The 12,123-nt window shown below is 55.2% G+C and carries 12 protein-coding genes and 1 other RNA gene; 2 read left to right on the top strand and 11 right to left on the bottom strand.

All coding sequences use genetic code 11. From position 1 onward, the window contains the following. Nucleotides 1-917: NAD(P)-dependent malic enzyme (locus QM579_RS00065; protein ID WP_414997202.1), on the bottom strand; the 917-nt coding region annotated here is incomplete at its 3' end. Between the two features lie 283 nt (nt 918-1,200). Here QM579_RS00065 and QM579_RS00060 point away from each other — a divergent pair. Then, nucleotides 1,201-1,986, top strand: a complete 786-nt coding sequence (locus QM579_RS00060) for an FCD domain-containing protein (RefSeq protein ID WP_414997201.1) — start codon at nt 1,201-1,203, stop codon at nt 1,984-1,986. Nucleotides 1,987-2,177: 191 nt separating this feature from the next. Here QM579_RS00060 and ffs read toward each other — a convergent pair. From ffs to QM579_RS00010, 10 genes are all read right to left on the bottom strand, one after another. Then, an RNA gene (gene ffs, locus QM579_RS00055) (signal recognition particle sRNA small type) lies at nt 2,178-2,263 on the bottom strand. 391 nt (nt 2,264-2,654) lie between these two features. Continuing rightward, entirely contained in the window at nt 2,655-3,491 is an 837-nt protein-coding gene (locus tag QM579_RS00050; protein ID WP_414997200.1) for an amidohydrolase family protein, read from the bottom strand. A gap of 2 nt (nt 3,492-3,493) precedes the next feature. After that, nucleotides 3,494-4,465, bottom strand: coding sequence for a D-2-hydroxyacid dehydrogenase (locus QM579_RS00045; RefSeq protein WP_414997199.1), 972 nt, complete (start codon nt 4,463-4,465; stop codon nt 3,494-3,496). A gap of 220 nt (nt 4,466-4,685) precedes the next feature. Beyond that, a complete protein-coding gene (gene pal, locus QM579_RS00040) occupies nt 4,686-5,153 on the bottom strand; it encodes a peptidoglycan-associated lipoprotein Pal (protein WP_183717963.1) in 468 nt (155 codons plus the stop codon). A 228-nt stretch (nt 5,154-5,381) separates the two neighbouring features. Next, a complete protein-coding gene (locus tag QM579_RS00035) occupies nt 5,382-6,698 on the bottom strand; it encodes a translocation protein TolB (RefSeq protein ID WP_414997198.1) in 1,317 nt (438 codons plus the stop codon). 30 nt (nt 6,699-6,728) lie between these two features. After that, entirely contained in the window at nt 6,729-7,970 is a 1,242-nt protein-coding gene (locus QM579_RS00030; protein ID WP_414997197.1) for a TonB C-terminal domain-containing protein, read from the bottom strand. 645 nt (nt 7,971-8,615) lie between these two features. Continuing rightward, a complete protein-coding gene (locus QM579_RS00025) occupies nt 8,616-9,575 on the bottom strand; it encodes a cell envelope integrity protein TolA (protein ID WP_183717966.1) in 960 nt (319 codons plus the stop codon). Between the two features lie 8 nt (nt 9,576-9,583). Continuing rightward, nucleotides 9,584-10,042, bottom strand: a complete 459-nt coding sequence (gene tolR, locus QM579_RS00020) for a protein TolR (protein WP_414997196.1) — start codon at nt 10,040-10,042, stop codon at nt 9,584-9,586. Nucleotide 10,043: 1 nt separating this feature from the next. Then, nucleotides 10,044-10,739: a protein TolQ gene (gene tolQ, locus QM579_RS00015; protein WP_414997195.1), complete on the bottom strand. Its 696-nt coding sequence runs from the start codon at nt 10,737-10,739 to the stop codon at nt 10,044-10,046. Nucleotides 10,740-11,319: 580 nt separating this feature from the next. Continuing rightward, the gene (locus tag QM579_RS00010; protein ID WP_414997194.1) at nt 11,320-11,484 is read right to left on the bottom strand and encodes a hypothetical protein; all 165 of its coding nucleotides are present in this window, start codon (nt 11,482-11,484) and stop codon (nt 11,320-11,322) included. A 27-nt stretch (nt 11,485-11,511) separates the two neighbouring features. Between QM579_RS00010 and QM579_RS00005 the strand changes: the two genes are divergently transcribed. Then, nucleotides 11,512-12,123: TolC family protein (locus QM579_RS00005; RefSeq protein WP_414997193.1), on the top strand; the 612-nt coding region annotated here is incomplete at its 3' end.

Raw genomic sequence — 12,123 nt, 5'->3', positions numbered from 1 at the left:
TTTGCCCCGGCATCCACGGCGCGTTGCAGCGGCCAGATTTCAGGAATGGGGTTGGCCTGCGCAAAGACAATGGGATCTTTGGCCATGCTGCGGATCATGTCTTCGGTAAGGGTGTCGGGCGCAGAAACACCAATGAAGACATCGGCCCCCTTGATGGCTTCGGCCAGGCCGCCCTTGACTTTTTGCGGGTTGGTGCGGCGGGCGATTTCGTCCTTGTAAGGATTCATGCCCTCGGTGCGGCCTTCCCATATGGCTCCGCGTGAGTCGCACATGATGACGTTTTTCAGGCCAAGAGCCATAAGCAGCTTGATGATGGCTATGCCAGCTGCTCCTGCGCCGCTGGTGACAACGGTGATTTCGTCCAGCTTCTTGTTCACGATCCTGAGGGCGTTGATGAGCCCGGCCAGGGTGACAACCGCTGTGCCGTGCTGGTCATCGTGAAAGATGGGACCTTTGAAGACGCCATTTTTTTTCAGGCTGTCTTCAATGACAAAGCACTCTGGCGCTTTGATGTCTTCAAGGTTCACGCCGCCGAAGGTCGGGGCCATAAGTTCCACCAGTTCGACGATTTTTGCCGTGTCCTTGGTGTTGACGCAAATAGGAAAGGCATCTACATCGCCAAACGTCTTGAAAAGCAGTGATTTGCCTTCCATAACGGGCATGCCTGCTGCGGGGCCGATGTCCCCCAGGCCAAGCACGGCGGTGCCGTTTGAAACCACGCAGACAAAGTTGGAGTGGTTTGTATAGACATCAAGGTTTTCAGGCTGACGGTAGATTTCCATGCAGGGTTCGGCAACACCGGGCGAATAGGCCAGGGTAAGGTCATCGGCATCACGAACGGGTACCTTGACGCGAACCTCTATCTTGCCCTGATAATCCTTGTGCATGGCCAGGGCTTCATCCCGCAGATTCTTGATACGAGACATGATCACTCCTTGACTGACGATGTTCTGCCTGTGGGTCGAAATGGACGGCCTTGGGGCGGTTAGACGGAGAACCGGCAAGAGGGGCAGTGCGCCACTAAAAAATACTTGCGGTCCCGTTGGTATACAGGAAGACCCGAGGCAAGCAAACAGCTTCTTTGCTGCTATTCCTGATACGGCAGGAGTGACCTGTGATACCAATTGTTTTTTGGAAACCAGCGTGGCACAGTAAGCCATGCCAAGTGCTACTTACTATATAAAGGAGACAGATGGCGTCATGACTACCGCCAATGCAAATAATAGCAGTGTGGAAAGGCTGCAGGGCAGAAGACGCAGCATCCAGCGCCCGCGTGTGCATGTGGAGGTGCTGTCCTGCCTGTTGGAAGATATACAGTCGGGCGTGTACCAGGTAGGGCAGAAGCTGCCTTCAGAACGCGAACTTATGGATGAATTCGGCGTGGGGCGTCCTGCTGTGCGCGAAGCCCTTTCGGCCCTGGCCCGTATGGGGCTTATAGAGGTATCGCCCGGCATGCGCGCGCGGGTGTGCAGGCTTACGCTCAACCCTTTGCTGCGTGAAATGCGCGCCACAATGGAAATTTATTCCAGCACAAATGACGGCTGGCGGCATATGCACGATCTGCGGCAGTTCTTCGAAACCGCTGTGGCGCGTCATGCGGCCCGCCATATGACCGACGAACATATGGCCGAGCTGGAGCGTATTCTGCAAAGACAGCGGTCTTTGCTGGACAATTCTGAAGTTCGGGAATTTGCCGAGGCGGATATTGATTTTCACCGTTACCTTGTCAACTGCGTTGGAAACAACTTTTTGGATATCGTGTCCGATGGTTTTTCCGGCTGGCTGATTACGCCTCTGTACGCCTCCATGCAGGTGCGCAAGCAAAGCGAACTGGCGTACCAGGCCCATGTGCGGATATACGAAGCGCTGAAAAAACGCGATGCCGACGCGGCAGAAGATGCCATGCGTGCCCACTTGGGCGAAATGCGCGGTATTTATCAGGTGGATGTTATGTCTGAGACGGAAAAGAAGACGGGCAAGGACTAGGACATATCAATTTTGAGGATGGGAATTTTCAACGCTCAAGACACGTTTTTTATGGCATGCAGAAGCGTACATAAATAACACGCTTGCTTCACTGCGCCGGGCGTCCGCTCGCCAGCCCCGATAGAGCAATGCAAAGTGACAGAGCTTTAAAGGCAAACAGAAAAGCCGCAACGGGATTTCCGTTGCGGCTTTTGTAGGCCGGACACCCGACAACGTCTGTTGCCGCTGCTTCCTTTCGGACCTGACGGAGTTGGCAGTGCTGCCGCCGTCCGGCTTGGCAAATGCTTTACCTGCAAAGAAGTGGGCTGTCAATGCCCAGCTGGCGATGATCGTCTGTCACAGGCCATTGTTAATTCAAACCGCCTGAACTTGCTGCCTTGAGGTTACTTCTTATTTTACCAGGAAATTTCCGGCAGTCCTGCCGCGCTCCCTTGGTGCCTAACACCGGAGGCAATGTCTGCGTAAGCTTGGCTGGCAGCTGTAATAGGCAAAGGTGAACATCACATGTATGCTGCTCTAGGTACTGTCTCTAAATAATTCTTTTGCCCAACTGGCTGCGTCAAAAGGCCATTTTTTACTCCAGTCATGTACCATAAAAGTACACTCCTTTCGTAAAAAAGACCTTTTTCCTTGCCCTTGGGGCAAAATCATTTGTTTAGAAACAGCACCTAGCCAGCAGAGACAGCCGATATTTTTTCCCGCTGCAGCAAACCGGGCAGGGCAGAAGCATTGCTCATGATTCTCTCCATCATGCTGTCGCTCAGCTGTCCCATCATCTGAATCCGCTGCATTTCTTCCTTGGGGTCGTAAAGCGGCCAGTCCGTACCAAAAAGCAACCTTTCCGGCGGGCAGGCTTTCAGCAAGGTTTTAACCAGCTGGGGCGTGGCAAAGGGGGTGGTGCTGGAAGTATCGAACCAGAGATTGGGGCGCTCCTTGACCATGAGGGTCTTAAGGGCGTGCGCCCACATGCGGTAGCCGCCAAAGTGCGCTGCGATAACTTCAAGCTGAGGAAAAGCATCAAGAATTGCCGCCAGTTTGTAGGGGCAGGAAGGGTTTTTTTCAGGCGATATCCTGTCGCCAATATGCACTTCAAAAACAAACCGGCCCTGCGCCGCTTCAAATATGGGCAAGAGGCGCTCGTCACTGAGCCAGAATCCCTGAAAGTCAGGATGCAGCTTTATGCCCCGTATGCCGGCTGCTTCTATGCGGTCCAGTTCCTCTTCCCACTGTTCATAGCCGGGGTGTACGGTGCCGAAGGCAATGATCTGGCCGGGGTGGGCCTTTTGCAGGCTGATAGCATAGTTGTTCGCCGGAATGACCTGTGCGGGCGCTGTGGCTGCGCACAGCACCACGCACGTGTCGATTCCGGCCCTGCGTTCACTTTCCAGCAGGTTGTCAATGGTACCATTGCCTGCGCAGGCTACGTCATAATGTTCATTAAGATGTTCCACGGCCTTGTGCGCAATCTTTGGGTGAAAGGCGTGGGTGTGGATATCAATATACATGACTAGGCGTTGCTTACCCCGTTAACCACATTGACAGGTGTTCCAGACTGCCAGCGGCGAATATTTTCCGCAGTGAGGTCAATGATGTTCTGCCGTGCTCTGGTAGTGGCCCAGGCAATATGCGGCGTGATAAGGGTATTGGGCGCGGAGAGCAGGGGATTGTCTGCAGCAGGCGGTTCTTCGGAAAGAACGTCTGTGCCGAGGCCGCTCAGCTGCCCGCTTTTAAGGGCCGCGGCAGCGGCTGCTTCATCTACAAGCGGCCCGCGCGAAGTGTTGAGCAGTATGGCTCCCTTGCGCATGTTGGCCAAGGTTTTGGCATTGATAATATGCTTCGTTTCCTTGGTCAGGGGGCAGTGCAGAGAAATAACGTCTGATGAGCAGAAGATGTGCTCAAGAGTGGCGAAGGCAAAGGGACTGTAGGTGGGCGGATCTTTGGGAACGCGGCAGTTGGCCAGCACGCTCATGCCGAACGCGTGAGCCAGTTCACCCATGCGACGCCCGATGGAGCCAAAGCCAATAAGCCCCATAGTCAGGCCTTCAAGGCAGACCGGAGGCAGCTTCCAGTAGCACCATTGTTTGGATTTCAGCCAGTCGCCGTTTTTTACGCTTTCAGTGTGCAGGCTGGTATGGCGGCACAGTTCCAACAGCATGGCCATAGCATGCTGGGCCACGTCGCTCACGCCGTAAGCCACAACATTGCATACGGGAATGCCGCGTTGCGCCAGCGCTTCGGTATCAATGATATTGTAGCCCGTGGCCAGTATGCCCACCATGCGCACGCCTTCAATGGCAGGCAAGTCTTCTTTTAGAAGCGGGGTTTTGTTTGTCAGCAGGACATCCGCGCCCTTAGCGCGCTCTGCCAGCTGATCGCTGTTGGTCGATTCATATATGGTCACATCGCCCAAGGCTTTGATGGGGCCCCAATCCACATCGCCGGGGTTAAGAACCCCGCCGTCCAGAATGACAATCTTCATTGGAATATCCTCGCTTGGGGGCAGTGTAGCCTGTGCCAGAAGCCTCTGCAAGCCTTTCGCCCAGTTGACCATTGGGCTGTAACCAGCTTTAAAGATTGAATTAGAGTAAAATCATCCTGTTAAGTTTTGTTTAAAATACCTTATGCCGATAGTCAGAAACAAGAAACGAAGAAGGCCACCCTTGCGGGTGGCCTTCAAGTTCGTCACACAGACCAGAGGTCTAGTGGGCGATCACGCGGAAGTCGTCGCGGCGGTTCTTGGCCCAAGCGGCTTCGTTGTTGCCCTGCACGGCAGGATTTTCCTTGCCGTAGCTGATCATTTCAAGCTGGTTGGGGTTCACGCCCATCATAACCAGGTATTCATACGCAGCGCGGGCGCGGCGTTCGCCAAGGGCGAGGTTGTATTCCTGGGTGCCGCGATCGTCGCAGTTGCCTTCGATGCGAACGCGGATGCTGGGGTACTGCTTCATCAGATCAGACTTCTGCTTCAGCATGTCTTTGTACTGGTTTTCAACGTTGAACTTGTTGAAAGCGAAGTACACGCGGCCATCAGTGATCTGCTGAACGGCAGCGCGCATTTCAGGGGTCATGCCATCATCATAACCGGGCTCGCCAGTCGTTTTTTTAGCACAACCAAAACCAGCGGCCAGAGCCATAACCAGAGCAAGAATAAGAGCGTAGCGTTTCATGGTGTCCTCCTGAACAGCTCATTCTCCAAAAAATTAATACCTTTCCTTTCTGCACACATAAGGGCGCATTGCCCTTGCATAACAGATGGTATCTGCACCGTAATTTTTGTCAAGAAGTGTATGGGGTATTAGGCCCACTTTCGTAAAATATTTTTTACCCGGCTTTGCCTGAAAGCGTTGAAAACCGGGTAAAAATTTCTCTTATCAAGCCACAATCGGCTGTAATAATTATTTTTGCTGCCCGGGCATGCCCCAGCGAGGAAATGACGAGTCTCCACCGCCTGTGGGCACGCGCTTGGCATCGCCGCCGTGCCGTGTGGTCAGATAGATGCCACGGCCGCCCCCACGCGAGGAGGCAAAAGCTATAAAATAGCTGTCTGCGCAGAAAGAAGGTTGCTCATCGCTGCCGGGGCCAAAGGTCACCTGGCGTTCCATTCCGGTGAGCATGTCCTGCACAAAGATGCGATGGCCGTATTCCGTCATGCGGCTGTAGACCACAAGGGTGCCGTCGGGCGAAAGGTTCGCCTCGGAATTGTATGTGCCGTTCTTGCTCACCCGGGTGACGGAGCCGCTGCCCAGGTCTTTGAGGAATATCTGCGGGCCACCCAGGCGTGAAGATGTAAAGGCCATCTTGGTGCCTGTGCTGTCAAAGGTTGGCGAAACGTTGATGGAATCGCTCTGTTCCAGCACTTTTTCTTTCTGGAAAACGTGGTTGAGCTGGAAGATAACAGGGTATTTGCCGTTGGAAAGAGCCACGGCCACCTTGTTGTCAGGCATGAAAGAAGGTCCGATAACCACGTTGCCGGGGAAGCGGATACGCTGCACCTTGCCGGTAGAGCGGTCCCAAACGCCCAGGCCATGCGATTTGGGGTCAATCTGGGTGAACACCACAAAGCGTCCGTCAGGCGACCATGACGGGGACATAGCTTCGCCCGGCATATTGGTGATCTGGCGCAGATCGCGGCCCGTAGGCTTGACCAGCCATACGTTGGAATCCATCTTGCCGTTCTTTTTAATGAAGGCCAGGGTCGAGCGGAAGAAGGAACCGTTGCCGGTCAGGGCTTCCAGAAGGTCGGCACAGAAGCGGTCTGCCACTTCAGGCAGGTCGCGGGCGCTGACCTTGGGGTATTCCTTGCCAAAAAGGCGTCCGCCAGAGTTGGTTTCAAAGGCGCGGATCTGCACCGGGCGGGTGCCGCTATCGCCTTCAGGCCAGAACGTGGTCACAACAATGTCTGACCCGGCAAGCTGAAAGCGTTTAAAATCCAGTGCGGGCGGTTCATAACCGGCAAGCACCACACCGCCAAGCACAGCCTTGGGATCTGTCAGGCGCATAAACGGAAGAAAGCTCAGGTTCTCCTGAACAATCTTCTGCAGATCCGTGCCCATGCCCGTAGCCTGCACCTGCGGGCCCTTGAGGGGAGCGGCCAGTGCCAGATTGACGATGTTCTGGCCCGGACCGTAAATGTCCACGCGCATGGCGGCCTGTGCTCCGCTTCCCAGAGCCAGCCATAGCCCCAGAGCGAGGAGAAGAAGCAGTTTTTTCATGGCGTCAGCAGTCCTTGTAGGATCGGCGCGCTACCGGCGCACCAGGGTAAGAGTTATATCCAGTGTGTTTTCAAGACCTTCGGGAGGCAGCGGTATGCTGCCAACCTTACGAATGCCTTTACGCACGAAGGCATCAAGCATTTTGTCGCCGCTTTTTTGAACAAAAGCGACATCTTCAATGACCCCGGTTTGGGGGTTCACCTTCAACCTCACCGTAGGATAATAGGTACCGGGCGGGGTTTCAACTGGAATGATGATAGACTCGGCAAGCTGCCGGACCACATCGGAAAAATACTTGCTGTATTTTTTTCCATAACGGTACTGGGCCTTGGTTTCAGAGCCAAAGGCCGTATCCGCATTGTCGGGGCGCGCCGCTTGCTTTGCAACAGGCGCAGGCGTGCTGCTTCCTGTCGTGCTGGCAGGCCCGCTGCCCAAAGGTGTTTTTTGTTCAGTGTCTGCAACAACAGGCAGCGGCGAAGGTGCAATGGTCAAGGGCGGTGCTTTTACTTCGGCTGCGCCCTTTTTTGTTTCTTCATCCGTGCTCTTGCCCTGTTTTTTTTCGGTTTTCGCGCCGCCCAGGCTCACTTTTGCCGGGGAGCTGTCCTGTCCACGGCCAGCTGCCAGCGGGGTTTTTTCAGGCTTCTTTCTGTCGTTACTGGTTGCACGTTCTGCGGCGGGATGGGCGGGAGCCACGATAGTGGGTTTGATGCCCGGCATATCCTTACCTGTGGCCTTGGCGGTTTCCTCGGCCCGTTGGCGTGCACGTTCTTCAGCACCGGCAGCAAGGTTGTCGCTCATGGCAGCTTCGGCTTTGATGCGCGCACGCTCTTCAAGGCGCAGAGATTCCGCATCGTCGGGAATCTGATTGCGCGCTTTGCCTCTGGGCGTTCCTGTCCAGAAGGACAGATGAACTTCCAGTGGTTTCTCGTGTGGCGTTTTGCCAAAATTGTCTATCTGGCGCACCGCGCCACAGGCAGAACTGTCCAGAGCTTCCATGCCGGACGCGCGCACCGGAGTGCAGCTTTGCACCTTGCCCTTGCCGTCAACCCCAACCTTGAGCTGCACCTGAAAGTCTCCTTTCAAGGCAGGGGGCGGAGCCCATATGTCCACAATCTTATCAAGCATCTTGCCTGCATATCCCCCGGAAGCATCTGCCGTGGCCATAGCGGCAGCCCAAGCCCCTGTTGCTGTGAAGCACAGAGTCAGTACTGCCAGAAAAGGGAATACGTTGTGGAAAGAGGAAAAAAGCGACGTGCGCTGCGGGGATGGCATAATAACCTCCTGTAGGCACATGATAGCCTGTATTTTAACGCATGACTCTTCTGTCTCGGTTAGAGCTGAAAAAACTCAGCCCACAAGCGCTCTGAAAGAGAACGAGCTTTCTTTTTACCAAAAGTGCGCGGAATCAAGTTGCATGCTCAACAGTCGGATGCACGGCCAGAGCAATGAAGCATGTTAACGTTAAAAAGATTTAAATGCACTAACGCTGTGCAAGAGCGCAGCGCGCTGCCATACGGCGTGGATTCGGCTGGAAATACCATTTTCCGGCTGAATGACAACTTTGAAATGTCAAATATTTCAAAGTTAATCTGCTCTGAAAATAGTGATTGCTGCAACTTTTCTAGTATGTCCAGCGGTTCGTGAATGCGTAGCTGACCTGCTTTTGGGGGAGGGGCAAGGCCTTGGTTGGTGCGCCTTTGGTGTTGTCTGCCCTCAAACGGATTTGCTGTTGACCTGCAAGAACATGCCTGAGGGCTTTCCGGTATCCGGGTGCAGCGGTGAGAATGGCGCCATGCCAGTTTTCACTGGCATGGCTGGAGATCACAAAGTGCATGACAGATAGAGGGAAAGCAACCAGGCCGCTTGTGGAACAGCATCGCGCTCCCTCTAATCCTATGCGTGAATGCTGCTTATGGTTTATCTGCCCATCAGTTCGTCAAAGGTGAACACAAGATCCAGATCGCCATACTCCGCTGAAGGCGGGGGCGGGAAGTCTCCGCTCTGGCTTGTACGAATGATGGCGTTCACTGCTGAAGCGTCATACTGCGAATTGCCCGAGCTATGCGAAATAACAGCCTGCTGTACCTTGCCCTGCATATCCACGCGCACGCGCACAATGCAGCTGAGGTTCCGGCGGCTCGCCGAGGCAAAACCCCAGTTGGGCCGCACTGCCAGCATGACCTGGCCCATGTATACATCGCCAAGCCCCCCGCCGCCGGGGCCGTCACCTTCGCCGCCACCACCACCACGGTTGCCGCCAGCGCGCTTCTGGGCCTGGGCAAGGGCCTGTTCAACGGCATTGCCCCTGTCGCCCGAGTCCGCGCGTGAAGTGGCGTTGCGTTTGGCCTGTTGCAGGGCCGCAGCCACCGGGTCAACCGCAGGCTTCTGCGGGCCTTTCTTATCGTCTTTCTTTGCAGGTTCCGGTTTCTTTTGTTCCTTGGACTTATCAGGTTCCTTGGGCTTTTCCGGTTCCTTGGGCTTGTTTTCTTTCTTGGCGGCCACGGGCGTCGCTTCCGGCTTCGGTTCGGGCTTTGGCTCCGGTTTGGGTTCCGGCTTCGGCTCGGGCTTTTTAATCGGCGCTACGTCCGGTTTGGGCGGCGGTGTCACAGGAGAAGGTTCTTTGACTTCAACCCGTTCCGGCGCGGCCACTTCGGCCTTGGGAGCTGGCGGCGTGGGTGCAAGGGGGCCATCACCGGGCGCGCCCATATGCCCAAGAATGGGCGAGGGCGTACGGTTGCCGCCGGGTGCGCCTTCCACCAGACTGATCATTACTGGAGGTGCGTCAAGCCGAATGGGAGGCGGGCTGGGCCAGAACCAGATGAGCAGAAAAGCCGCTAGGTGCAGGCACAGAGAGAGAACATAGGAGGCCAGACGCATAGAAGAACCTACTTCGGGGCATGGGCAGGGGTGGTTTTGCCACCCTTGGCCGGGGCTTGATCGGGCTGTTCAGCTATTACGCCGAGCTTTTCAATGCCGACGGCCTTGATGTGTCCCATAACTTCCACCACAGTGCCGTAGGGCACGGCTTTATCAGCCTGGAGGAACAGAGTTTTATTTTTTTCTTTGACAAGGCGTTGCAGGTAGCCTTCAAGGTCTTCCATGCTGTCCACGCCGTATTCGTCAAGATAGATTTTGCCGTCACTGCGCACGGTAAGCACCATATGCTCGGCTTCCGCAGGCAGAACTTCAACCTGAGTGGTTTGCGGCAAATCAACTTCAAGCCCCTGGCTCATCATGGGCGTTGCCACCATAAAGATGATGAGCAGCACCAGCATGACGTCCACGAAGGGCGTAACGTTGATTTCCGAAACGAATTTACTGCCGTTTCCGACACTGGCGCCCATGCTACATCTCCGTTGCGCCCGTACGCTGCACGGGGCGGTGGGCATTGATCTCGCGCTGTACGCGGTTCAGAAAGACGCCTGCAAAGTTTACCAGCAGGGTGTCTACCTGAGAAAGTTTGCCCATAAAGATGTTAAAGCCAATGGTGGCAGGCACAGCCACGGCCAGGCCGATGGCGGTAGCAACCAGAGCTTCGGAAATACCCGGGGCCACAGTGGCCAGCGAAGCTGATTTGAGCATGCCAATGGAGTGGAACGAACTCATGATGCCCCACACCGTACCGAACAGACCGATAAAGGGCGCTGTATTGGCGGTTGTGGCCAGCAGGGAAAGCGAACGCTGCAGGCGAGACAACTCGCTGCCCACGCCTTGTCGCAGTGCACGGCGAACGTTGTCCACCACCACTTCGCTGCTGTTGCCCAATTCTTTTGAGCGGTTGAATTCCATCACGCCCTGATGAGCAATATAGTAGAGGGGGGATGCGGGATCGGCGCCGAGGGACTGTACGGCTTCACGCAGGTTGGGGGCTTTTTCAAAGCCTTCCGTGCCGTTAAGAGCCTTGTTGTTGGCGGCGCTGAGCGCAAAAAACTTCTGGATCATCAGACCCCAGCTGATAATGGACATAACGACCAGAAGAGCCAGCACCGCCTTGGCCACCAGGCTTGCCTGGGCAATCATTGAAAAGAAACTGAATTCCATGAAATTCTCCATAAGTGCGCAGCAGCCGTGTTTTCACAAATCGCCGCAAGTAGTGCCGGAACGCAGGACGCAAAAAAGCGCCGGTCATGACGGCAGCGCCGTCACAGCCGCATAAGGCTCTGGCGGAGAATGCAACGAGTGGGGCAAAGTTTCAAGATTTTTTTTAGACCTTTTGTCCCTGGCCCGCTATGGGGATTTGAAACCTGCACGCCGAAACGGAATGCACCTGTACGGGCGGTTCGTCAAGTCTGACGCGCGCCATTTTTCGGGTTGCGGCTGCAGCGTGCGCATTCAGGGCCTTTGTTCTGAGCCTTTGAAGGGGCTTCAAGCTTGTTAAAGCGTCATACATTACATTATGTTATTGTTTGCAGTAGGCTGAGAAGCCCACGGCAATGCCGGGTTGCGGGTGCTCCGCCCTGGAAACGTGAATTGCAAGGTGTGCGCATGCGCAGTTACCTTTACTTTATATGAAGACGCCATTTTGGCAAGCCGGATGGAATCGCCGTCTGTTTTACGGCGTATAGCGGGCGCTGCGGTGCGCGAAGACAAAATATTTTATATTTATTTTTTCCCTTCCGTCCTATATGGTCCGCGCTATAACTAGAGCGCCAGGCGGGGGCATGTCCGAATGGTTCAAAAGCCTTGCGGCAAAGCTGCGCCGGACTGTATTGCCAACGATGTCTTGCGCGTTGTATGTAGGGCCATGCAAGGCCTGCCATTCCCATACGTCACTTTTAAGGTGCATGCCACCTCCTCAATTACGGCGGTTTCAGTGATTCGCTCTTCTGTTCTCTCCCTTGTGCTCATGTGTGTCATTTTTTGTTCCCCTTCTTCGGCGGCAGCGCGCGGAGCGGCGTCTGGAGCTGCCATGCCCGTTTTTCAGGGGCAGCGCAGTTTGGGAGCTCAAGGCGGGGCTGGGGCCACTGGCGCGGAAAAACACGGCGAAACGTGGAATATCAATATGCACGACGCTGTGAACCGCGCCTTGGAGTTTAATCCCAGTCTCGGTTCGCAGGAGGCGCAGGGCCGCTCTTCGGAAGAAAGCCGCAAGTCTGCGCGTGGTGCGTTTGGTCCCAAGTTGGGCATGAGCTATTCAACAGCCAAGCAGGAAAGAAAGAGCACTGCCAATACTGTGTCTCCGCCCAATATGGGGACGTACAGCTGGGGTATTGAAGTTTCGCAGCCCGTGTTTCAAGGCTTCAAGCTGCTGGCGAACTACCAGCAGGCGGCCTTGCAGGCTGATAGCGACAAGGCCGCCTTGCGTAAAGCCGAACTGTCTATGACGGAGCAGGTGCAGACGCAGTTTCTGAATTTTCTGCGTTATGAAGAAAGCGTGCGCAGTGAGCGGGATGCCCTGGCACGTTTGCGTGATCAGCTGCGCATC

The sequence above is a fragment of the Desulfovibrio sp. genome, assembly GCF_047607245.1.
Taxonomy (GTDB): domain Bacteria; phylum Desulfobacterota; class Desulfovibrionia; order Desulfovibrionales; family Desulfovibrionaceae; genus Desulfovibrio.
This window is presented reverse-complemented; position numbering and strand designations above follow the sequence as displayed.